The sequence below is a fragment of the Salinispirillum marinum genome (assembly GCF_042650105.1).
GTDB lineage: Bacteria > Pseudomonadota > Gammaproteobacteria > Pseudomonadales > Natronospirillaceae > Salinispirillum > Salinispirillum marinum.
On sequence record NZ_JBHSAL010000001.1, the window covers coordinates 523410 to 545638 of the forward strand.

The 22229-nt window shown below is 54.5% G+C and carries 20 protein-coding genes; 15 read left to right on the plus strand and 5 right to left on the minus strand.

Annotated elements, in window-relative coordinates; all coding sequences use genetic code 11:
• Nucleotides 1-70 precede the first annotated feature (70 nt).
• Nucleotides 71-919, plus strand: coding sequence for an archaetidylserine decarboxylase (gene asd / locus ACFOSD_RS02560; RefSeq protein WP_380693898.1), 849 nt, complete (start codon nt 71-73; stop codon nt 917-919).
• Between the two features lie 98 nt (nt 920-1017).
• Nucleotides 1018-1656, plus strand: a complete 639-nt coding sequence (locus tag ACFOSD_RS02565; protein ID WP_380693895.1) for a ProQ/FINO family protein — start codon at nt 1018-1020, stop codon at nt 1654-1656.
• Nucleotides 1657-1690: 34 nt separating this feature from the next.
• On the opposite strand, the gene epmA is transcribed toward ACFOSD_RS02565, so the two are convergent.
• Nucleotides 1691-2635 carry an EF-P lysine aminoacylase EpmA gene (gene epmA, locus ACFOSD_RS02570; RefSeq protein WP_380693892.1) on the minus strand — a complete coding sequence of 315 codons (945 nt, stop codon included), beginning with the start codon at nt 2633-2635 and terminating at the stop codon, nt 1691-1693.
• A 1-nt stretch (nt 2636) separates the two neighbouring features.
• The gene (gene efp, locus ACFOSD_RS02575; protein ID WP_380693890.1) at nt 2637-3206 is read right to left on the minus strand and encodes an elongation factor P; all 570 of its coding nucleotides are present in this window, start codon (nt 3204-3206) and stop codon (nt 2637-2639) included.
• Nucleotides 3207-3265: 59 nt separating this feature from the next.
• On the opposite strand from efp, the gene epmB reads away from it, so the two are divergent.
• The 3 genes from epmB to ACFOSD_RS02590 all read left to right on the plus strand — a co-directional run bounded on the left by epmB (nt 3266) and on the right by ACFOSD_RS02590 (nt 8238).
• Nucleotides 3266-4303, plus strand: coding sequence for an EF-P beta-lysylation protein EpmB (gene epmB / locus ACFOSD_RS02580; protein ID WP_380693887.1), 1038 nt, complete (start codon nt 3266-3268; stop codon nt 4301-4303).
• A 113-nt stretch (nt 4304-4416) separates the two neighbouring features.
• Nucleotides 4417-6144 (plus strand): hypothetical protein, encoded by a 1728-nt coding sequence (locus tag ACFOSD_RS02585; protein ID WP_380693885.1) that lies wholly within the window; start codon nt 4417-4419, stop codon nt 6142-6144.
• Between the two features lie 27 nt (nt 6145-6171).
• A complete protein-coding gene (locus ACFOSD_RS02590) occupies nt 6172-8238 on the plus strand; it encodes an EAL domain-containing protein (RefSeq protein ID WP_380693883.1) in 2067 nt (688 codons plus the stop codon).
• A gap of 1 nt (nt 8239) precedes the next feature.
• On the opposite strand, the gene serB is transcribed toward ACFOSD_RS02590, so the two are convergent.
• Together serB and ACFOSD_RS02600 are read right to left on the minus strand one after the other, a co-directional pair.
• Nucleotides 8240-9484, minus strand: a complete 1245-nt coding sequence (gene serB, locus ACFOSD_RS02595; protein ID WP_380693881.1) for a phosphoserine phosphatase SerB — start codon at nt 9482-9484, stop codon at nt 8240-8242.
• An 8-nt stretch (nt 9485-9492) separates the two neighbouring features.
• Nucleotides 9493-9654, minus strand: a complete 162-nt coding sequence (locus ACFOSD_RS02600) for a hypothetical protein (RefSeq protein WP_380693879.1) — start codon at nt 9652-9654, stop codon at nt 9493-9495.
• A 136-nt stretch (nt 9655-9790) separates the two neighbouring features.
• On the opposite strand from ACFOSD_RS02600, the gene ACFOSD_RS02605 reads away from it, so the two are divergent.
• The 4 genes from ACFOSD_RS02605 to ACFOSD_RS02620 are packed head-to-tail and all read left to right on the plus strand — an operon-like array spanning nt 9791 to nt 13258.
• Nucleotides 9791-11113 (plus strand): hypothetical protein, encoded by a 1323-nt coding sequence (locus ACFOSD_RS02605; protein ID WP_380693877.1) that lies wholly within the window; start codon nt 9791-9793, stop codon nt 11111-11113.
• A complete protein-coding gene (locus tag ACFOSD_RS02610; protein WP_380693874.1) occupies nt 11113-12153 on the plus strand; it encodes a FecCD family ABC transporter permease in 1041 nt (346 codons plus the stop codon). Before ACFOSD_RS02605 ends, ACFOSD_RS02610 begins: the two co-directional genes overlap by 1 nt.
• Nucleotides 12135-12920, plus strand: coding sequence for a heme ABC transporter ATP-binding protein (locus ACFOSD_RS02615; RefSeq protein ID WP_380693871.1), 786 nt, complete (start codon nt 12135-12137; stop codon nt 12918-12920). Before ACFOSD_RS02610 ends, ACFOSD_RS02615 begins: the two co-directional genes overlap by 19 nt.
• A gap of 14 nt (nt 12921-12934) precedes the next feature.
• Complete coding sequence (locus ACFOSD_RS02620; protein WP_380693868.1) at nt 12935-13258, plus strand: Rieske (2Fe-2S) protein; 324 nt, start codon at nt 12935-12937, stop codon at nt 13256-13258.
• Nucleotides 13259-13278: 20 nt separating this feature from the next.
• Here the strand turns inward: ACFOSD_RS02620 and ACFOSD_RS02625 are convergent, their stop codons facing one another.
• Nucleotides 13279-14145, minus strand: a complete 867-nt coding sequence (locus ACFOSD_RS02625; RefSeq protein ID WP_380693866.1) for a YicC/YloC family endoribonuclease — start codon at nt 14143-14145, stop codon at nt 13279-13281.
• A gap of 339 nt (nt 14146-14484) precedes the next feature.
• On the opposite strand from ACFOSD_RS02625, the gene ACFOSD_RS02630 reads away from it, so the two are divergent.
• The 6 genes from ACFOSD_RS02630 to ACFOSD_RS02655 all read left to right on the plus strand — a co-directional run bounded on the left by ACFOSD_RS02630 (nt 14485) and on the right by ACFOSD_RS02655 (nt 22175).
• Nucleotides 14485-15837: an ABC transporter substrate-binding protein gene (locus tag ACFOSD_RS02630; RefSeq protein ID WP_380693864.1), complete on the plus strand. Its 1353-nt coding sequence runs from the start codon at nt 14485-14487 to the stop codon at nt 15835-15837.
• A 114-nt stretch (nt 15838-15951) separates the two neighbouring features.
• Complete coding sequence (locus ACFOSD_RS02635) at nt 15952-16950, plus strand: carbohydrate ABC transporter permease (protein WP_380693862.1); 999 nt, start codon at nt 15952-15954, stop codon at nt 16948-16950.
• A 10-nt stretch (nt 16951-16960) separates the two neighbouring features.
• Nucleotides 16961-18112: a carbohydrate ABC transporter permease gene (locus ACFOSD_RS02640; protein ID WP_380693860.1), complete on the plus strand. Its 1152-nt coding sequence runs from the start codon at nt 16961-16963 to the stop codon at nt 18110-18112.
• Nucleotides 18113-18151: 39 nt separating this feature from the next.
• Nucleotides 18152-19768: an alpha-amylase family glycosyl hydrolase gene (locus ACFOSD_RS02645; RefSeq protein ID WP_380694962.1), complete on the plus strand. Its 1617-nt coding sequence runs from the start codon at nt 18152-18154 to the stop codon at nt 19766-19768.
• Nucleotides 19769-19778: 10 nt separating this feature from the next.
• On the plus strand, nt 19779-20819 hold the full coding sequence (locus ACFOSD_RS02650; protein ID WP_380693857.1) for a LacI family DNA-binding transcriptional regulator: 1041 nt from the start codon (nt 19779-19781) through the stop codon (nt 20817-20819).
• Nucleotides 20820-20882: 63 nt separating this feature from the next.
• Entirely contained in the window at nt 20883-22175 is a 1293-nt protein-coding gene (locus tag ACFOSD_RS02655) for an ABC transporter substrate-binding protein (RefSeq protein ID WP_380693855.1), read from the plus strand.
• The last annotated feature ends 54 nt before the right edge of the window (nt 22176-22229 follow it).

The window sequence follows — 22229 nt, forward strand, 5'->3', positions numbered from 1 at the left end:
CTAGCGTCAAGCGCTCTAAACCAGTAACCTTTGCCACCACTTATTTACCTAATTTGTTAGGAACGCCAGAATGTCGGACGCCCTGTTTGTCGCTTTGCAGAAGATTCTACCGCAACATGCCTTGAGCCGTCTTGTGGGAAAAGTAGCGCACAGTGAACGGGCGTGGCTGGCGCAACCGGTTATGCGCTGGTTCGCCAAGAAATATCAGGTCAATATGAGCGAAGCGGCCGAGCCGGAATTGCGCACCTACAAAAGTTTTAACGCCTTTTTCACCCGCGCCTTGCGCGATGGCGCTCGCCCTTTTACACCTGATAGTCAAATCCTCATTTGTCCGGTTGACGGTGCCATAAGTCAGTCCCGACCCATCGCCGAAGGGCGAATTTTCCAAGCCAAAGGTCATGATTTCAGCACCCAGGCCCTGCTGGGCCGATCCAGTGACCAGCCAACCGAATACGATCATGGGCTGTTTAGTACCATTTACTTATCGCCTAAAGACTATCATCGCATTCATTTACCCTGTGCTGGGAAGTTGACCCGAATGACGTACATTCCAGGCCAACTTTTCAGTGTTAATCCTGCTACCACTGAACGAGTAGACGGCTTGTTTGCCCGCAACGAGCGAGTCGTCTGTGAATTTGACACAGAACACGGCAGTTTAGCCATGGTTTTGGTGGGCGCCATGATTGTCGCCAGCATAGCGACTGTTTGGGCCGGCACCGTTGCACCGGGCGCTAACGAAGTGCGCACTTGGCATTACGGGGCCGACGCGCCAACCTTTAAGCAAGGCGATGAAATCGGCCGCTTTCTGTTAGGCTCCACCGTCGTGGTACTGACCGAAGATCATGGTTGGCAGTGGCAAGCCGATATGCAAGCAGGTCAGACCGTTCGTTTGGGCCAAACCATGGCAAAAAGACCCTAGTTGACGATAATTCAGCGGGTTCTGAACGCCCAGCCCTTGAGTCTGACGCAGTGAATCGCTATGCTGCGCGTTGTTTGATTCCATACTATGAGTACGCTGTGACCGACCAAGACACCGCAACGGCTGAAAAGCCGCAGGCACCTGCCGCCAGCCCAGAAGCAACAACCGCTGCTGCTGACCAAACCCCCAAGGTTCATCCGAATCGTGCGGCGTTCGATTTACTGGCCGAACAGTACCCCGACTTATTTAATTTGCGCGCGCCCAAGCCATTGCAAATTAATATTCACGTCAGCTTGGCGGAAGACGGAAAGTTTTCTAAAACCAAGATTCGTCGGGCTTTAAATTTCTATGTGCAACAGTACAGCTACATCAAATCTGTAGCGGCGGGTGGTGCACGTTTTGGGTTGCAAGGCGAAGCCGGTGAAGTAAAGCCCGAAGACGCCGAACACGCCAAGACGCGTGTGGCGGAAATCGAGGAACGGCGTAAAGCAAAGCGTGATGCACGCCGGAAAACGGAGCAAGCAGCGCGGCCCAAAGCCAAAAAGTCACGGCCCATGAATGCCGAGGGTAAACCGAATCACGCGAAGCGTAAGGCCGACAAGCCAAGTACGCCGCAAGCACCCAAATCGAACGCAGAAAAGCCGACAGAACCTGCAGCACCAGAGACGCCGGCAGAAAAAGAAGCGCGTTTGAATGAGAAGCTGGCGTCATTAGCCAATCGATTCGCCAAGCATTGAGACAAAAAAGCCTGCGCCATGCAGGCTTTTTTAATCAGGCACGATTCATTGGAAAACTGATCACACGGCTGATGTCATTTTCTCCCAGCAACACCATCATCAACCGATCAAAGCCCATCGCCACGCCCGCACATTCCGGCAATCCAGCTTTCAGTGCGGCATCCAAGTGCTCATCCAATGGCCCAACCGGCAGATTCTGCTCAGTCCGACGCACCAAATCGGCCTCAAAGCGTGCGCGTTGTGCGTCGGCATCGCGCAACTCATAGTAACCGTTGGCCATTTCCATGCCGCGATAGAAGGCTTCAAAACGCCGCGCCACCGGCCAGCCGTCGGCATTCTCGGTCACTTGCGCGAGAGCGGCCATATCGGCGGGCCAGTCCGTAATAAAGGTCAAATGGTCCTGTGGCAGGGCGGGCTCAACAACCTGTGCCAACCAACAATCTAGCATTTCATTGCGTACCGCACTCGACCACTCGAAACGGGAGTGGGTTTGCGCCTGCAAATCCACCAAAGGAATCCGGTGCGGATCAAACCCGGCGAAGCGCTTAAAGGCGGCCTCATAGGTGAAGTCCAAGCGTGGCAAACCGGGTATCAAGGTCACCAACAGTGCGTGTACTTCCGCCCTCATAGCGACATCATCATAGCCCGGGCGATACCACTCCAGCATGGTGAACTCCGGGTTATGCCGCCGCCCGGCCTCACCGGCTCGAAACACCTTGGCAAATTGATAAATGGCCCCATACCCGGCAGCCAACAAGCGCTTCATCGGGAACTCCGGTGAGGTATTCAAGTAATAGGTGCGGCCCATCTGTTGCGCCGTTACCGATGCAATGTTGGGGTCACTGTTCATCGCACTGCTGAGCAGAGGCGTTTCCACTTCCAGAACATCTCGCGCCGCAAAAAAAGCCCGCACAGAAGCCATGGTGGCCGCGCGGGCTTGCAGATGCTCCAGTGGCGCCGTAGGGAGCCAGGTGGTCATATTATTTGGCGCGCGAGACGTATTCGCCAGAGCGCGTGTCGACGCGAATCACTTCACCCACATCAATAAACAATGGCACCTTAACTACGGCACCGGTGGTGAGTTTAGCGGGTTTGGTGCCGCCCGTTGCGGTATCACCTTTCACACCGGGGTCGGTTTCAACGATCTGCAATTCAACAAAATTCGGTGGCGCGGCCGTCAAAATGGCATCGTTCCAAAGCGTTACGGTGTAAGACTCTTGTTCTTTCAACCAGTCTTTTACGTCACGAATGGCGTCTGCACTTGCACCGTACTGCTCGTAGGAGCCGTCACCCTTCATGAAATGCCAAAACTCACCGTCGGTGTACATGTACTCCATGTCAATATCGACCACATCCGCACCTTCCAAGCTCTCACCCGATTTAAAGGTGCGCTCCCAGACCCGGCCGGTTTTCAGGTTCTTGAGCTTAACCCGGTTGAACGCTTGGCCTTTGCCGGGCTTCACGTATTCGTTTTCGATGATGCTGCAAGGGTCCCCTTCCAACAATACTTTAAGACCGCCACGAAATTCGTTGGTAGAATAGCTTGCCATAGTTGTTCCGTCCGTTAATAACGCGGCACTACCGCCACGATGAGAAATTTTAGCCGCTTATGATACCTGTAAACTCTGTGTCTGTGCAGCCGGTCCGTACAGAAAAAACCGCTTGGCAACAACAACTGGGCGAACTCATTACCGACTTGCCCAGCCTACTGCACGCGTGCCAGTTAGTTTCCCCACCCGAAGCCTTGGCCGACCTAGAACGCGTCTCGTTTCCGGTGCGCACCACGCGATTTTACGCCAGTCTGGTAACGCCGGGCGACTGGCACGACCCCTTGTTGCGGCAAATCCTGCCGTGGCAGCGCGAACAGCATGATGTACCCGGCTTCAGTATCGACCCCCTGCAAGAGCGCAGCGCATCGCCACTGCCGGGCTTAATCCACAAATACCGCACACGAGTATTACTGGTGCCCACGAGCGCCTGCGCCATTCATTGCCGATATTGCTTTCGCCGTCATTTCCCCTACGACGGCCACCGTATTGGCGCTGACGAACGCCAGGCTATTGTGCGCTACCTGCACGAACACCCGGACGTAAACGAAGTCATCTTTAGTGGCGGCGATCCACTGATGCTGACGGACAAAGCGCTGCACCACTGGCTACAGGACCTAGCCACCGTACCTCACCTCGACACCGTGCGTTTTCACTCGCGCCTGCCGATCGTGCTGCCCGACCGGCTTACCCCGGAGCTGCAAAACGTTCTGACCGCCACACGCTTGCAGCCGGTTCTGGTCTTGCATGCTAATCATGGCCGGGAGATTTCACCCGCCCTGTCGGCCGTCATTGCGCCGTGGCAACGGGCCGGGATAACACTGCTGAATCAAGCAGTGCTCCTGGCGGGTGTAAACGACAATTTACTGACACTGCGCGCCCTTTCCAAAGCCTTATTTGCCGCCCACATACTGCCCTATTACTTGCACCAGCTCGACAGCGTAGCCGGGGCGGCGCATTTTGCGGTGCCCGATGAAAAGGCATTGTTATTGCATGAAGGATTAAAAGAGCAGCTTCCCGGCTACTTGGTGCCCCGCTTGGTGCGCGAAATACCGGAACAGCCCAATAAAACATGGCTCCCGGCTGAAGGAAAACTGTGAAGCATTTCCTTGGTGTCAGCGCGCTGTAAGGAGCATTGTCAGTGCCTTGCAGCCCCACTTATAGTACATAAAGTGGCCGCACAGGCTGGCTGGGAATTTACACAGGAAAATGGATGCCAGAAAAACCCGTAATGTATCTCAAGCCACAGGACACCGTGCAGAAGAGCTTATCCTTCTGTGTTGCGCGTGAACGTGACTTGGCGGATTGGGTAAACACCTTACCCAAAGTCAATCTGGCTGAAACGGGCCGGAGGCTTTACAGCGCGCTACGGGAATTGAACCAACTGAAAGCCAGTCCTGCCGACCGTTTGAGCTTACTGAATGTCTTGAGCCCTAGCGTTATCTATGCCGCCGATGGTTTGTTCACCCGTCATCTCGACAGCACCTACCAATTGGATGATACCGAACGTAAAGTTGCTGGTTTGGCGCAAGCGCTGCATATGGAATTAGCCACCGGCTATAAGACGGTACTGATTGAAGCCAGCCAGGGCTGGAAGATGATGTCCAAAAAAGACGTCATGACCCGCGCCCTGCATCATTGCTTGTGGAGCCTGCTGCCCAATTTACGGCGCGCCCTGAGCCTCTACTTGCCCGCACCGCCCGGCCTCTGGGCGGAACTGCATCAACTCTATCGTCTGGCCCGCAAGGCCGATATAGCCCGCACACCGCTCACCTGGCAGGGGCAGAATTGCACCCTAGAACACGGCTATTTAGCCGCCCTGATGCTGGCGACGGCACAAACGTTTCAGCTCCAAAAACACGAGATTGATCCGGTTTATCGTGCCTGCTTGGCGTGGTGCTCGCTGGCTCGTCTGGCTAACGCGACGCAAGGCAGCACTTATTTATTGGAGTTGTCTAGGGACCTGCCACCACAGTACATCAGCGAGCAAACGACGCTCTTACCCAATGCATTGACGGTTGATACCAAGCCAATAGTCACCCGCCTCCGAAGTCAGCGCGAGTCCTTGCCTACGGTGCCTGGCATGAACGACCACTTGCTGAACCATTTGGCCCTAGCGTGGCACCGGGCCCAACCACGCCGATTCCGTCGTCAAGCAGCCACGGGTGCGATTCAGGTGACGGTTGGCCTTTCGGCGGTGCACCAACAATTGAGCGGTTTGCAAACCTTTGAGTCGTTTTTAGCACCTTATCGTGGCGACAATAAAAACCCCAACAGCGAACGTTTTGCTGCACGCGCCACACGGCACGATCAGTTAAACCGCGATGTATGGACCGATTCATTTGATGCCGGCTCCAACGTGATTCCGGCCATACCGATGGAATACGACGACGAACAACCGCTGATTGCCCTAGAGGACGTTCCGGAATATGCCGCTACTCTATGCGACAAAAGTGCGCGGGGCTATTGTCTGCAATGGGCTGATCAAGCGCCCAAGCACTTGGTTACTGGGGAATTAATCGCGGTCCGTGACGAACGCGCCAAGCACCGAACCATCGGCCTGCTGCGCTGGACCCGCCAAGTGCCCAACCGCGGCTTGCTGCTGGGCGTTGAACTGCTGTCGCCGAATGCGCAGTCCTGTGCTGTACGGTTACGCCAAAAAACCGGCCAACATACCGACTTCTTACGCGGCATTATTCTGCCCGAAATCAAAGCCATCGCGCAGCCGGAGTCCATTATACTGCCCCGCTTGGCCGTCAAATCCGGCCAGAAGGCCATGATCTATCGGAAGAATACGGAAACCACCTATCGACTCAGCCAAAAAATTACGGAAACCAGTGCCGTGGCGCAATACACCATTGAACCCATGACCACTGCCATGGAAAAGCCAGCACAATCTAATAACGATTGGACGATGGATCCGTTATGGAAGTCGTTCTGAGACCTTTGAATCAACAAGACCTAGCCCATGAAGCCTGATAACAACACCAGCCTGAATTTAATGATGTTGCACCGCACGCAACATGAAGCAGAACCCCTACTCAGTGGGTTGCGTAACCGTGGACAAGCCGTGCGCAGTCATTTTGTGGCCTCGGCAGATGAACTGAATCTGGTCTTGGATCAACAATTGTTCGACATTGCCTGTGTGCACCTGTCGGCCGACACCGTAGACCCGGAAATCGCCATTGGCATCATTCAAGACAGCGGCAAAGATATCCCCATCATCGGCTTGGTGGATTCGTACACCGAAGACTTTATCGAAAAGGGCTTGAGTTTGGGCGCGGAAGCCGTGGTGGTGGCAGATCACGCTGCCGCTGTCGTGCATGTGGTGCGCCGTGCTTTTGCGCAATTACAAATACGGCGGCAAAAGCGCACGCTGGAACACCTGTTAACCGAGTCAGAACGGCGGTGTCAGTTATTGCTCAACGGATCAAAAGATGCCATAGCCTATGTCCACGAGGGTATGCACATCTATGCCAACGACTCTTACCGAGAACTGTTTGGCTACGATGACATGGAAGAGCTGGCCTGCATGCCATTAATGGATTTGGTACACAGCTCACCGGCCGATGCCATTAAATCCGAACTGAAGAAAGTAGCCGAAGGAAAAAAGGTCCAGCTCAATGTGACCGGCGAACACGAAAGCGGTGAAACCTTCGAAGCGCGCTTATCGGTAAGCCCGGCCAGCTACGAAGGGGAAGCCTGTATTCAAATTACCATCAGCAAAGCCGAAGTGAACACCGAAGCCTTGCAAGCACGGGTAAAAGAATTAGCCAGCTTGGATGCACAAACGCAACTGCACAACCGGCAGTATTTTGATGATGTGTTGAACGATGTGGTGCGCGAAGTTCACGCCACGCAAGGCAAGCGCTGTCTGGCTTTCCTGCAATTGGTCGACATGGCGAAACATAAAGAACAACTGGGCATTGCCGGGACCGACTTGCTGCTCGGCTTTGTGGCCGACGTGTTACGGAAAACTTTTACAGACGTGGGCGTTATGGCCCGCTATTCCGATGATGCATTTGCTCTGATCTGCCCCGGCGATAACGATAATTACATCACCAAAACCGAACGCTTTGTGCATGCGGTATCCAATCACCTGTTTGAGGTGGACGGTCAAACCGTGCAGGTAGAATTGCACGGCGGCATCAGTCGCATTACCGAAACCACTGCGTCCGATGTGGAAGCCATTACACACGCGCACGAAGCCTGCATGCGCGCCATTAAAAAACATAAAGATTTGGTCGTGTACCGCCCGGGTGACCAGTCGGACGCCGAAAATTCGATGGTGACCAAACTGCGTGCGGCGCTGACCAAAAATCAATTGATCATATTGTTCCAACCCTTGGTGAATCTGCGCGTCAGCAGTGATGAAAATTATGAAGTGCTGGTGCGCTTGCCGAATGAACACGGCGACTTAATTGCCCCGCAGGAATTTTTGGAAGCCGCAAACGTGGCAGACTTAGCCTGCCACCTGGACCGTTGGGTGTTTAAGAAAACCGTATTGGAATTGGCCAAACATCGACGTGAACGCAGCTCGAATACGCGTGCGTTCGTGCACCTCACCGCCGCCACAATACAAGACTCCACATTCTTGCCTTGGGCCAACAAAGCGCTGCGCGAAGCCAAGTTACCGGGTGATGCCGTTGTCTTTCAGGTTTCTGAACAGATGGCACACAATTATCTGAAAGCACTCAAAGCGTTCAGCAAAGGGCTGAATGTGTTGCATGCCCGGCTGGCCATTGGGCGCTTCGGCCACCCCGATAAGGCGGAACTGCTGCTGCGCCACCTGCACATTAACTTTATCAAGGTCGACCCGCTGTATGTTCGCGATCTGGACAATGCCGAGAATCTCGCCCAATTAACGAATTTGATCAGCTACATTCACCAGCATGAAATTGCGTCCATTGTGCCGCACATTGAAAATGCTCAAGTGATGGCCGGGTTGTGGCAGGCGGGTGTGCATTATGTGCAAGGCCACTATTTGCAGCAGCCTATTGACGCCATGTCGTTTCCGTTTGAAGGTGAAGCGTAATCTAAAGTTGGTCAATCTGGTGTTGGTCTTTAAATCCCAACAAATACAAAATGCCATCCAAGCCAATGGTGCTCAGTGCTTGTTTAGCGTTTTGCTGCACAATGGGTTTAGCGCGAAACGCAATGCCCAAGCCAGCGGCACTGAGCATGGGCAAGTCATTCGCGCCGTCGCCCACGGCAATCACTTGCTCTAAGGAAATGTTCATATCCGCCGCAATTTGCTTCAACAGCTCCGCTTTGCGTGCACCGTCGACAATGGGCTCAATCACTTCACCGGTTAATTCGTCGTGTTCATCAAATGCCAGAACGTTGGCGTACACATAATCTATACCCAACTTGTCCTGCAAGTACTCACCAAAATAGGTGAACCCACCGGACAATATCGCGGTGCGATACCCTAAGGTTTTGACATGGCGAATCAGGCGTTCTGCCCCTTCGGTGATGGGTAACTGGGCAGCCACCTCAGCCAAAACCGACTTCTTCAAGCCTTTCAGTAACGCCATACGACGCCGAAAACTTTCTTGAAAATCCAGTTCACCGCGCATCGCGGCTTCGGTGATTTCGGCTACTTGTTCACCCACGCCTGCGGCTTTCGCCAGCTCGTCAATGACTTCGGCCTCAATCAATGTAGAATCCATATCGAAGCAAATCAGGCGGCGGTTACGGCGGTACAGAGTGTCTTCCTGAAAGGCGATGTCGACGTCCAATTCACCCGCCACCTGTAGAAAGCGCGCGCGCATGGCATCGGCATCCACCGGCTTGCCACGCAACGAGATTTCCACACACGCCCGGCTGTTCTCGGGAACCTGCCCTAAAGGCACGCGACCCGACAATCGCACGATGTCATCGATGTTCAGCGCTTGTTCCGCCACCACTTCGGCCATGCGTGCGAAATGTGTCGCCGTGATTTTGCGTGCCAACAAGGTGACGGTATAGCGCTCTTTTCCTTGCCCGCTGACCCAGTGCTCATAGTCTTCCGCACTGACCGGGGTAAATTGCACCCCAACGCCCATCTCATGACCTTTGTACAACAGGTCCTTCAACACCGTGCTGGCCATACCGCCACCCGGCAGCTCAATCAACATACCCAAATTGAGCTGGTCATGAATGACCGACTGCCCGATATCAAGAATGGAGATATTGTGCTGCGCCAGTACGTTTGAAAAGGCCAGGGTCAAACCACGGCGGTCTTCGCCCGAAACCTTAACCAAAATGACTTCAGACGCCACAGGAGAGGGTATGGTCATAGTACGAATCAGCTCGCCAAGGCGGCTTTCAGTTGCGCCACCAATGCCCGCAGCTCTTCCACAGTATCGTCGTGCTCATGCGTTGACATGGCGCGCGGTGCGTCGCCACTGATCCGAAATAACCCGTTCTCAATCTTGTTTGCTAACTCCAAAGCCTGCTGGTTACTCATGGTACATTCCTCGCGTAATGAAAGGGTGGTGACGACCGCCCGCACAGGGTAGACTACGGGCCGTCTAAATTAGCCGGGCATTGTACCGGCAATCAGCCCAGAATACAGCCATCGACCCGGATTCTTGAACCCAAATATGTGGACCTTGTTGCACCGCTTGTTTCGCTCCCCCACCATAGTCCTGACGGCGTTGGCGGTCATGGTGTTGACGCTGTTCAGCGCCATGTTATTGATATGGCCCACCCAGCGCGAATTAAACCGGGTCTGGCAGCAACACGGAACCCAGTTAGCGAATGAATACGGCCACCGAGCGGCGAGCTTGTTGACCTTGGATGATCGTATTAGCGTTACCGTCGAGGCGCGCCGCTGGGCACGCGAGGCCAACATTACCGGCCTTGAAATCCTCGATGCTAACGGGCGCACGCTCACTGAGGCAGGTGACGTACCCGGCCCGGAGCATACGCTGTTCAATACTCCCCTTTACTATGAAGACCAACTGCTCGGCACCCTCACCCTTTGGCAGGATGACACCTCATTGCGCCAAGCTACCTGGCGCAGCCTCGGCTTCTTGTTGCTGTCCTTCCTGGCGCTCGGTGCGGCCGCCTTTGGCATGTTGCATTGGCTGGTTCGGCGGCAACAACAGCACACGCAGGCGGTGCATCAATTGTTGCTCGACAGTTTTCCAGACCTGAACGCGCCCGAAACCCTTGAACCTCAAGCCCGCTTGCATCGTCTGTTACAGAATTTACAGAAAAACCACCGCGATGCACTCGAGTTACTTTCAGCGTTGCGCCACCGGCTACCCACCCACCAGATTCAAGAACTGATTGAGAACTTTCGTGCCAGTGACCAACCCGGGGCCAATGCGCTCGGTGCCTTGATCAAGATAGAGCTGGTGAACTTGCACGAACTGGAAAAGCGCCTACCGCCCGATGCAGTAAAACGCCTGATGGACTTTATTCAGCAACGTTGTGATGAAGTGATGCGTCTTTATCAAGGTGAGCCCACACAAGACCCATGGCGTTTCATCGTACAGAACGATGCCGAAGATGGCGACTTTGTACAACGTGCACTCTGTGCCAGTTATGTACTGGATCAACTGTTGAACAACATGGATGGCTGGACCGCTCGGCCGCGCCCGGAATTCAGCGTTTCGGTCATGGCCGGCCCGTTGTATTCCGGTATTCAGAGCAGCCGTGGCCTACCGGTACTGACCATTTTTGGCCACATTTTGAAACAGTTGGATGCCTTGAGTGCGCATAACCAAGGCGCGCAGATTCTGGTCGGCGAGCCGGTGTTTCAGTACGCCCCGCTGGGCGATGTCGTGGAGGCCGAAATTTACCGCGACATTGCGCTGCCCGACTCACAAACCTTGGAGGTCTGGCGGCTTACGGGTTTTACGGCCAACTGGCAGCGCGTGCTGGACCGCCAGGTCGCTTCCCTACAGGATCGGGTGTAATGACGCAGCCCGTAACATGGCGGCGCTATGCGGTACTGGCCGCCTTGTTGGTACTGGTGCTGTTATGGGGGTTACGCTCGGGCAGCTTACCGATCGGCTGGTCGGATTTAGCAAATTCACTTTGGGGCGGCGCCGAAACGTCCGCTAATCAGCCCCTTTACCGCACTGTAGTCTGGGATATTCGGCTGCCGCGTTTGCTTATGGCAGCGTTGATCGGCGCGGGCCTCGCCATCTCTGGAGCCTGTTTACAGGCTTTGTTTCGCAACCCACTGGCCGAACCAACCATTCTGGGTATCACCTCGGGCGCCACTGCGTTCGCCCTGGGCACCATGATTTTAGCACCGGGCTTTTTTCTTTTGCTCACCAGCCTGCTGGGCGTCGCCACCCTGCCGCTGCTGGCCAGCTTAGGCGCAGCCAGCACACTTGCGTTGATGCTGGTACTGGCCCGCCAGCACAGCTTCGACCCTAACCGCGTTATCCTAATTGGCATTGCCATTAATGTATTTGCCGGTGCCATCATCAGCGTCTGTGCCTATGTTGCCAGTGACCAGCAACTGCGTATTCTGTCGTTTTGGGGGCTTGGCTCTTTAGCGGCGGCCACTTGGAACAAGATTCCCCTCTTGCTGGTTGCCATCGGGCTAGGCACGGCTATCATCGTCGCGCACGCGCGCTTCCTGAATGCCCTGTTGCTGGGAGAGTCCGAGGCGCATCATTTGGGCTTTTCGGTTAAACGGGCCAAGCAATGGTGCTTATTGGGCGTTACTTTGATCAGCGGCTCGGCCGTGGCATTTACCGGCATGATCGGCTTTGTGGGCTTGGTGATGCCGCACATCATGCGCTTACTGTTTGGTCCGAACCATCGGCATTTATTGTGGTATTCCGCCATGGCGGGCGCAGGGCTATTAGTCTTTGCCGACACCTTGGCGCGCACCCTCATCGCCCCGATTGAAATGCCCGTCGGCATCATCACGGCGTTAATCGGGGGTCCTTTTTTCGTGATTTTATTGATGTACTCGCGGCTATGGCATCCGAACACCTAACCCTTGTCCAGCTTCGACTCGAACGCGCTGGCCGCCCGATCCTGGATGGCATAGACCTCTGCGCGCGCGCGGGTGAGGCCGTCGCGTTAGTGGGCATGAACGGCGCTGGAAAATCATCGTTATTGCGTTGCATTACCGGGGAATGGCCGCTAGCCGCAGGCCATGTTTTGGTCGCTGGCCAGCCACTGGCCCACTACAAACCCGATGACCGCGCGTGTTGGCTCGGCGTGCTACCACAAAGCGCTTCGCTGACCTTTCCGTTTCAAGTGCATGAAGTCATCGCGCTGGGCCGTTACCCGCACCGCACCGGCAATCAACGTGATCAAGCCATTATAGCGGCAGCGGCTGACGCCTGCGATGTCACGCATCTCCTGCCCAAGGCCTACACGGCCTGCTCGGGCGGCGAACAGCAACGCGTACAATTGGCGCGTGTTTTGGCGCAAATTTGGGAACCGATTGCTGACCGACCGCGTATTTTACTGTTGGATGAACCGGTCAGCGGACTCGATCTGGCGCACCAGCACGCGGTATTCCGGCAAATGGCTCCACTGCAAGCGCAAGGTGTTAGCGTGCTGTTTGTGGTACACGACCTGAATCTGGCCGCCCGCTATGCCGACCGCATTGCTGTGTTAGAGCAGGGCAAGCTAGTTTGTACCGGAACGCCACATGAGGTGCTTACAGAAGAGCGTATTGCCCGCCATTTTCAGTTAGACGTAGACATTGTGCCGCACCCCACGTTAGGGTGCCCAACCATCATCAGCCGCTAGAGGACCTGCAAGCTATGGCCTACAAGCTTTGCCACTTTAACGACATTCCCGAAGGTGAATCCAAGGGCTTTACAGCCAACGGCCTTGCCCTGTTCGCGGTAAAAAAAGACGCCGAGTTGTATCTGTACAAAAACGAATGTCCGCATCTAGGGGTGAACTTGGAATTTCAAGAAGACCAGTTTTTGGACATGGACCATGAACTGATCCAATGCTCCATGCATGGCGCCTTGTTCAATATCACAGATGGACTGTGCATTTCTGGCCCCTGCCAAGGCGATGAACTGGCCGCCATTCCATGGAAGATGGACGACGGCTACGTGTACTTAACGATGGTGTGATGTCGCCAGCCACAAAAGACCTACTCGATGTTTTGGATCTGCTCGCGCATTTGCTCGATCAATACCTTTAGGTCTATGGCGGCTTGAGAATAATCAGTGGCGGTGGCTTTTGAGCCTAAGGTGTTGGCTTCCCGATTAAACTCCTGCATCAGAAAATCCAACCGGCGACCTATGGGTTCTTTCCGCTGTAGAATTTTGCGTGTTTCAGCAATGTGCACGTCCAAGCGGTCTAACTCTTCCGCCACATCGGCCTTTTGCAACAGCATGACCACTTCTTGCTCGAAGCGTTCCGGGTCGACATCGACTTGAAAACGTGCAATGCGCTCCCGTAACCGCTCGGCAATATGGCGCTGAAGATCAGGGTAGGCCGCCCGCAAGGTTTGCACAATGACCTGAATCTGATCCAGGCGCTGACTGATCTGGCTAGACAGTTCGGTGCCCTCACGGGCACGGTGCGCACGTAGCGCGACCAAGGCATCATTAAGTGCTTGTTCCAGGGTTTGGTTGAGGCTTTCCGAGGTAATGCGCGGTTCGGCGATCACCCCCGGCCATTGCAGCAGTTCTAACGCATTCGGCATGGCCACCTCCGGCAGGTTTGTGCGCACGGTGGATAGCGCAGCATGCAATTGCATTAACACCTCAGTCTGCACATGAAAACCCGACTGCTCGGTGTCTTCGCGTTGCCAACGCACGGTCACTTCCAGCTTGCCGCGCGAGATTTCTTGCCGCACGCGCTCGCGTAGCTGGGCCTCGGCAAATCGCAAGACATCCGGCAAGCGTACAAACACTTCTAAATAACGGTGATTGACGGATTTAACTTCGACACTGAGCGTGCCGCTCGGCAGGTTGGCTTCGGCGCGGGCGAATCCCGTCATGCTGAACGTCATAGTGTTTTCTCGTGACCAAGGGTTTGTGTGCTATAGCCTACCACAGTGACATTGCCACCCAAGCATACCCGATGAAATAGCCACAAGCGCCCTCGCCTTACCGGCTTTTTGGAGAAGCCAATACCATTGAGTAGGAATAATTAGTTAACTTTATATAGCCAAAAAGTCTTAAAAACTGAAGTTAAGTGCTGAAATTCAGCTTCTTAAACGTTTAAGATAGTCTCCGTGATACGACACAGCTTAATTACAAAACCAAATTAAGGGCTGTGTTCCAGCGACAACTTTGCCACTACGGCAAGGTGTTAGCACCATTCACTACAACACTACAGGAATACAAAAATGATAAAGTCCTATAAAAAGACGCTCGCCGTAGCTATTGCGGCCAGCATCGTTTCCGCTGGCGCTGTGGCACAACCCTTTACCAAAGGCCAAGGCCCGTACAGCTGGAACAGCTTGTCTTATTTTGAAAATCTAGATTTGTCCGGTCAAACCGTGACCATCTCTGGCCCTTGGTTGGGTGAAGAGGCCGGTTATTTCAACGACGTGCTCGCATACTTCGAAGAAGCTACGGGTGCTGACGTACAATATGCAGGTTCTGACAGCTTCGAACAGCAAATTGTGATCGACGCGCAAGCCGGTAGCCCACCAAACATCGCTGTTTTCCCACAGCCTGGTTTGGCAGGTGATTTGGCACGCCAAGGCCTGTTGACACCTCTGGGTGACTCCGCTGCAGAATTCATTCGTCAGAACTTCGCTGCTGGCCAATCGTGGGTTGACTTAGGCACCTACTCTGACCGCAACGGTAATGACCAGTTCTATGGCGTGTTCTACCGTACCGACCTGAAATCTCTGGTTTGGTATTCACCTGACAACTTCTCTGACTACGGTTACGACGTACCGAACAGCATGGAAGAGCTGATTGCTCTGTCCGACCAGATGGTCGCAGACGGCAATACGCCATGGTGTATCGGTCTGGGTTCAGGTGCAGCAACCGGTTGGCCTGCAACGGACTGGGTAGAAGACTTCATGCTGCGTTTGCACACGCCTGACGTATACGACGGCTGGGTGAACAACACCATTAAGTTTAATGATCCTCGTGTTCAAGAAGCGATCAACCTGTTTGGTGACTTCGCGAAGAACCCGGATTATGTCTCAGGTGGTGTTTCTGCGGTAGGTACTACGGACTTCCGTGATGCGCCTACACCGATGTTTGACATCCCACCTGGATGCTTCATGCACCGTCAAGCCAGCTTTATCCCTGCGTTCTTCCCTGAAGGTACCGTAGTGGGTCAAGATGTTGATTTCTTCTACCTGCCTGCGTTTGAAGAAAAAGACTTGGGCAACCCAGTGTTGGGTGCTGGTACGGTCTTGGCACTGACGCGCGATTCGCAAGCCGCTCGTGCTGTATTGAGCTACCTGCAAACGCCTTTAGCGCACGAATTGTGGATGGCGCGTGGTAATTTCCTGTCTGCCCATTTGGGCGTGAACTTGGATGCCTATGCGAACGATTCACTGCGTCGCCAAGGTGAAATTCTGTTGAACGCCACCACGTTCCGTTTCGATGCGTCTGACTTGATGCCAGGTGCGATCGGTGCAGGTTCATTCTGGACGGGCATGGTTGACTTCGTGGGTGGTTCTTCTGCTCAACAAGTCACCAACGCAATCCAGCGCAGCTGGGATCAACTGAACTGATCCACGGTATGAGCTAGTCATACATGCTCCGGTGGGCCACATTAACGCGCTTAACGTGGCCCGCCAACTCCCTATCTATCGCTACGTCCTGCTGTTCAACCAAGGAGGCTCACGATGATTGAGCAACTTATTCAGGCGGCCACCGCCATCGTCGTGGCCATCGTGGTATCTACACTATTCTACGTCGGCTCCAACTTCATACTGGACCGATTTTTAACGAGCGACCACATTCCCGATGACGAAGGTCGTCAACGACGTGATGCCATTCGCGAAGGCATTCGTCCTTGGGTCTTTATTGGCCCAGCGTTACTGATTTTGGGGTTTTATTTGGTTTTCCCGGTGTTTAAAACCTTACAGCTTTCTTTTTTTGGTCGCTTTGGCGACGACTTTGTCGGTTTTTCCAACTACGCTTGGGCTTTTAATGACCCAGGCTTCCGCACGTCGATTCGCAACAACATTTTGTGGCTCATTTTTGTACCGGCCATGAGCACCGGCTTCGGCTTGTTGATTGCGTATCTGACCGACCGCATTTGGTGGGGGCAAATCGCCCGTTCATTAATTTTCCTCCCCATGGCCATTTCCTTTGTCGGCGCCAGTGTCATTTGGAAGTTTGTTTACGACTACCGTGGCAGCGGCGATCAGATCGGTATTCTCAACGCGTTTATTGTGTCCTTGGGCTTCGAGCCACAAAACTGGATTTCCATGCTGTTCGCCAACAACTTCTTCTTGATGGCGATCTTGATCTGGATTCAAACCGGCTTTGCCATGGTGTTGTTGGGCGCCGCCATTCGTGGCGTGCCGGAAGACACCATTGAAGCAGCGAATATGGAAGGCGCAACCGAGTGGCAAATGCTCACCAAAATTGTGATTCCACAGATCATGGGCACCATTGTGGTGGTATGGACCACCATCACCGTTTTGGTTTTGAAGGTGTACGACATTGTCGCCGCCATGACCAACGGCCAGTGGGAGACGGAAGTTTTGGCTAACTTGATGTATCGCTGGATTCTGAACGATGGCGGCCGCAGTAGTGCTATCGCCGTCATCATCATGATCTCTGTCATTCCGCTGATGTGGTGGAATGTCCGTCAAGCCCGTCAAGAGCACAACTAAGGAGCACGCCATGATTAATGCCCAAAAATATTCGGCTGGCAGCATCATCAAGCACCTGTTGGTTTTGCTTTTGGTGGTGATCTGGACGCTACCCACACTGGGGTTGTTGATCAGCTCGGTGCGGGATAAAGATCAGTTGATCATTTCCGGTTGGTGGACGGCGCTGTCGTCTACAGAAACCAATAACTTTTATCGGACCGCTACTGCAGAAGGCCAGATCGAAAACAACGGCGTTTTCGTCATCAGTGGCGATTTCTTTGCGGAATCCCAGCGTGGCGAAGTGTTGGCGTGGGGTGAACGCCCCACCTCGGTGGACGAATTCGAGCCTGACACCACGTCGACACTGAACGACGGTTCTCGTTTAACGGTGAATGCCGATGGTACCTTCCGCTGGGAAAGTGACGAGCCCTTTACCCACCGTTCAGGGAAACGTATTTTCTTTGTCGAAGCCCAAGCGCCACGCTTTACGCTGGAAAACTACAAGAACGTGCTGGCAGCCGAAGGGATAGGGCCCTCGTTTGTGAACACCATGACGGTCACGCTACCGGCTACTTTTATCCCCATCATGATTGCGGCCTTTGCGGCCTATGCGCTGGCGTGGATGCAGTTCCCCGGCCGCCTGTTCCTGTTAGCGGTGATGGTTGGTTTAATTGTTGTGCCGCTGCAAATGTCGCTGATTCCCATTTTGCGCAGCTATAACATCCTCGGCAATGCTTTCGGTTTCGATCCGCGCAACTACGTGGGGATATGGCTGGCGCACACCGGGTTTGGTCTGCCGCTGGCGATCTATCTATTGCGTAACTATATGGCAGGGTTGCCGAAGGAAATCATGGAGTCCGCGCGGATGGATGGGGCGTCACACTTCAAAATTTTTGTCACCATCGTACTGCCCTTGTCGTTTCCGGCGTTGGCATCGTTCGCCATCTTCCAGTTCCTTTGGGTGTGGAACGACTTACTGGTCGCCTCGGTATTCCTCGGTCAAGGTGAAGGCAAAACCGTATTGACCCAGCAACTGCGCGAACTGCTCGGCTCACGCGGACAAAACTGGGAAGTGCTGACGGCCGGGGCGTTTGTTTCCATCGTCGTACCTCTTGTGGTCTTCCTGTCGATGCAACGTTATTTCGTACGCGGCCTGTTGGCCGGTTCAGTGAAAGGAGGCTAAGCGTTGTCTGCAGAAACTACATCGTCAGTGGGTTCACTGATGGGCGTCGACGCAAACGATTGGTGGCGCGGAGCGGTCATTTACCAGATCTATCCGCGCAGCTTTTTCGACAGCAACGGCGATGGTGTGGGTGATTTACCCGGCATCACCCAAAAATTGTCCTATATCGCTGGTTTAGGGGTGGATGCCGTTTGGCTGTCACCCTTCTTTACCTCCCCGATGAAGGATTTCGGCTACGACGTGGCGGATTACTGCGATGTCGATCCGTTGTTTGGGTCACTGGCTGATTTCCAAGCGCTGTTGGATGAAGCACATCGACTCAACCTGAAAGTGATCATCGACCAGGTTTACAGCCACACGTCCGATCAACACCGTTGGTTCAAGGCCAGTCGCCAATCACGCGACAACGACTTTGCCGACTGGTACGTCTGGGCCGATGCGAAAGCCGATGGCACCCCGCCAAATAACTGGCTGTCCATTTTTGGCGGCTCCGCCTGGCAGTGGGACAGTCGGCGGCGACAGTACTATCTGCATAATTTTCTGACCTCACAACCGGACCTCAACTTCCACAACCCGGCGGTGCAGGACGCCATCTTGGACGTCATGCGCTTCTGGCTGGAGATGGGGGTCGACGGCTTCCGTCTGGATGTGGTCAATATGTATTTCCACGATGCCGAATTACGCGACAACCCGGTGGTCAGCCAGCCATCGGAACGCCATGTCGGCTCCGGGGATGATAATCCATGGTCGAAGCAGTTCCACAAATATCAAATTACCCAGCCCGACAACCTAGCGTTTTTACAACGTTTGCGTCAGGTGATGGATCAGTACAGGGCACGTACCTCGGTAGGGGAAATCGGCTCCTACGATAGTTTGCGCGTGATGGCCGACTACACCTCGGGCGGCGACAAACTGCACATGGCCTATACCTTCGACTTGCTCGGCACCGACCACAGCGCGACCTATCTGCGCTCGGTGTTGACGACCTTGGAAGACCAGTTGGAAGACGGCTGGCCTAATTTCGCCATCAGCAACCACGATGTCATGCGCAGTGTTTCGCGTTGGGGCGGTGAAGCACCGAGGCAAGACTTTGCCAAAGCGAGCCTGGCGTTGTTGCTCTCCTTGCGCGGCTCTTCCTGTTTGTACCAAGGCGAAGAATTGGGCTTACCAGAAGGCAATGTACCGTTCGAACGCTTACAGGACCCTTATGGCATCGAGTTCTGGCCCGAATTTAAAGGTCGTGATGGCTGCCGTACCCCCATGGCATGGACCACCACCGGCGGTTTTACGACCGCCGATGACGCATGGCTACCGCTGGATCCGGCCCACTTGCCTTTGAGTGCCGAGGCCCAAGATCACAACCCGGACTCGGTACTGAATTGGGTTCGCCGGTTTTTACCGTGGCGGCGCGAGCAGTCGGCCTTGGTCGCGGGTGATTTTACGTGGCTCGCGGATGACCAACAGGAGGCCATTCTGTTTGCTCGGCACAGTGCAGAGCAAACACTGTGGATTGGCATCAACCTGACCGGCAATACCCTAACGGTAGACCTGCCGGTCGAGGCAACCGCTCTACCGGCCACAGGTTTCACCGGTACGGTGACGGGTAAGACCATGACCTTACCGGCGTACAGCGCCGTATTCGCTGAACCTAAGTGAGGACAGCATCATGAAACTGACTCTGAAGGACATCGCGCACTCGTTGGGGGTATCCACCGCCACCGTCTCCAATGCCTTCAGTCGTCCGGATCAGTTGTCGGCGGATTTGCGGGAACGTATTTTGGGGGAGGCTAAACGCTTAGGCTACCGTGGCCCCAATGCCACCGCGCGCAGTCTACGCAGTGGCAAAACGGGCACCATCGCTTTGGTGCTCACGGAACGCCTGCAATACAATTTTGAAGACCCGGTCGCCACCCGGTTTTTGCATGGCGTATCGGAAATCTTCGATCAGCAAAACATCAACATGCTGTTGCTGCCCAGCCGGGCCGAGTTTTACCGTAATAACACCGTAGACAGCCTGGCCGACGGTTTCGTGATCTATGGTCCGCCGCGTGACAGCAGTGTGTTGGAGCGCATCGTCGTGCGGGGTAAACCTACTATCACGGTCGATTTCAATTTGCCGGAAGTACGGTCACTGAATATCGATAATTTTCATGGCGCGCGCGATGCCGCTCGTCACGGCTTGAAAGCCATTGAAAATGGCCCTTTAGCCGTATTGGCCCTGCGCGTATTGACCGAATCCGAAGTGGTGGGACGCATTCAGGATGATGACGTACTGGCGTCACCGTATGAATCGGTTTCGCGGCGCCGGTTGGACGGTTACCGAGCCGCATTAGAAGAAACAAAGCGCTCCCTAGACAACGAATGGGTATGGAACGTGCCCGAAAGTCGCTACGAGTACGGCTATCAAGCGGCTCGAGAAGCTCTGATGTCGAACCCACGCCCGAAACTGTTGTTGTGCATGAGTGACCGTTTGGCCCTTGGCGCCATTGCGGCAGCACAAGACCTGGGCCTGAATATACCGCAAGACCTTAAAGTCATCGGCTTCGATGACATCGCAACGGCCGCCTATCAACGACCTGCTCTTACCACGGTACACCAGCCACAAAACGAAAAAGGCCGTCAGGCCGCAAAAATGGTGCTGGGACTCAGTGAGTACACCAAGGATGTATTACTGGAAGCCAAACTGATTGTGCGCGATTCCTGCTGAACGTTGCCATCGGTCTCCAGCCAGCAAACATCGTTACCATAACAACAATAAAGAGCATTTAACATGAACGTCACCTCTCTCCTTGTGCTTGTCACGAGTACGTTGCTGTGCGTTAACGTAACGCTAGCGCAAACGGCTACGCGCCCGGTCACCATTGCTTGCGGTGCCGTCGGTGCAGAATATGAAACCTGCGAAGCATCGGTCAGAAACTGGGAACGGCTCACCGGACATCGAGCGCAGATTATTCCCCTGCCCGACGCGTCGAATGAACGACTGGACTACTACCAGTCCATCATCTCAGCCAATTCACCGGAACTGGATATTCTGCAACTGGATGTGGTTTGGGCGGGTTTACTGGGCAGTGATTTGGTCGATCTTAAACCCCACCTGCAAGCCGACGACCCGACCTTTTTTGCCGGGCTGATCGCCAACAATACAACCGCAACCGGCGAGCTTATTGCGCTGCCATGGTTTATTGACTCCGGCCTACTGTATTACCGCAAAGACTTGTTGGAGAAATACAATCAACCGGTGCCTAAGACCTGGACCGATTTAGAACGCATCGCCCAAACCATCATGGCCCAAGAATCAACCGGCACCAGTGGCGGAAAGCTCTGGGGCTATGTCTGGCAGGGCGACAGCTATGAAGGCTTAACCTGTGATGCTCTAGAATGGTTTCACAGCAGCACCGGCACGCATTTTGTTGAAAACGATATGAGCATCACAATCCTCCAGCCGGGCAATATCGAGATGCTTGATCGCGTGGCCGGGTGGATCGGCACCATCAGCCCACCAGAAACCGTCACCCATAACGAAGAAGCGTCGCGTGCCATCTTCCAAGCGGGCGATGCAGTGTTCATGCGCAATTGGCCCTATGCGTGGGGGTTGGCGCAGCAAGCAGACAGCGTCATCGCCGGCAACGTTGGTATGGCACCGCTGCCCAGGGGTACGCAAGGCAGTTCTTCGGCTACATTGGGTGGCTGGCAGCTTGGGGTATCGCAATACTCCGAAAATCAAGCCTTGGCGATTGACCTAGTGCGCTATTTGGTGAGCGAGGAGGAACAGAAAAACCGGGCGCTACTGGCGGGCTACAATCCGTCCATTCCGGCGCTGTATGAAGACCAGGAATTGATGCGAACCTTCCCTGAATTCGCCGCACTGGTCGATATTTTTCAAGGGGGTGTGCCGCGCCCGGCCACCATCACGGGACGCGGCTATCCGTTGGTTTCCCGAGCAATTCAGCGCAATGTGCACCGAGTGCTAACGGGCGAGCAGGATGCGGAGACCGCCCTGCGCAACCTCAACGCCCAATTGACCCGACTGAGCCACTGGTACGGCCAACAACCGCTGAATTGATGAATCAGCAGCAACAGAACATAGACAGGTCGGCAGGGACGCCTTAGACTGACC

Coding starts and splice junctions, on each gene's coding strand:
- epmB (WP_380693887.1), top strand. CDS start 3,266: ATGATACCTGTAAACTCTGTGTCTGTGCAGCCGGTCCGTACAGAAAAA.
- ACFOSD_RS02585 (WP_380693885.1), top strand. CDS start 4,417: ATGCCAGAAAAACCCGTAATGTATCTCAAGCCACAGGACACCGTGCAG.
- epmA (WP_380693892.1), bottom strand. CDS start 2,635: ATGACCACCTGGCTCCCTACGGCGCCACTGGAGCATCTGCAAGCCCGC.
- efp (WP_380693890.1), bottom strand. CDS start 3,206: ATGGCAAGCTATTCTACCAACGAATTTCGTGGCGGTCTTAAAGTATTG.
- ACFOSD_RS02625 (WP_380693866.1), bottom strand. CDS start 14,145: ATGACGTTCAGCATGACGGGATTCGCCCGCGCCGAAGCCAACCTGCCG.
- ACFOSD_RS02615 (WP_380693871.1), top strand. CDS start 12,135: ATGGCATCCGAACACCTAACCCTTGTCCAGCTTCGACTCGAACGCGCT.
- asd (WP_380693898.1), top strand. CDS start 71: ATGTCGGACGCCCTGTTTGTCGCTTTGCAGAAGATTCTACCGCAACAT.
- ACFOSD_RS02600 (WP_380693879.1), bottom strand. CDS start 9,654: ATGAGTAACCAGCAGGCTTTGGAGTTAGCAAACAAGATTGAGAACGGG.
- ACFOSD_RS02620 (WP_380693868.1), top strand. CDS start 12,935: ATGGCCTACAAGCTTTGCCACTTTAACGACATTCCCGAAGGTGAATCC.
- ACFOSD_RS02650 (WP_380693857.1), top strand. CDS start 19,779: ATGAAACTGACTCTGAAGGACATCGCGCACTCGTTGGGGGTATCCACC.
- ACFOSD_RS02645 (WP_380694962.1), top strand. CDS start 18,152: ATGGGCGTCGACGCAAACGATTGGTGGCGCGGAGCGGTCATTTACCAG.
- ACFOSD_RS02590 (WP_380693883.1), top strand. CDS start 6,172: ATGAAGCCTGATAACAACACCAGCCTGAATTTAATGATGTTGCACCGC.
- ACFOSD_RS02610 (WP_380693874.1), top strand. CDS start 11,113: ATGACGCAGCCCGTAACATGGCGGCGCTATGCGGTACTGGCCGCCTTG.
- ACFOSD_RS02635 (WP_380693862.1), top strand. CDS start 15,952: ATGATTGAGCAACTTATTCAGGCGGCCACCGCCATCGTCGTGGCCATC.
- ACFOSD_RS02640 (WP_380693860.1), top strand. CDS start 16,961: ATGATTAATGCCCAAAAATATTCGGCTGGCAGCATCATCAAGCACCTG.
- ACFOSD_RS02605 (WP_380693877.1), top strand. CDS start 9,791: ATGTGGACCTTGTTGCACCGCTTGTTTCGCTCCCCCACCATAGTCCTG.
- serB (WP_380693881.1), bottom strand. CDS start 9,484: ATGACCATACCCTCTCCTGTGGCGTCTGAAGTCATTTTGGTTAAGGTT.
- ACFOSD_RS02630 (WP_380693864.1), top strand. CDS start 14,485: ATGATAAAGTCCTATAAAAAGACGCTCGCCGTAGCTATTGCGGCCAGC.
- ACFOSD_RS02655 (WP_380693855.1), top strand. CDS start 20,883: ATGAACGTCACCTCTCTCCTTGTGCTTGTCACGAGTACGTTGCTGTGC.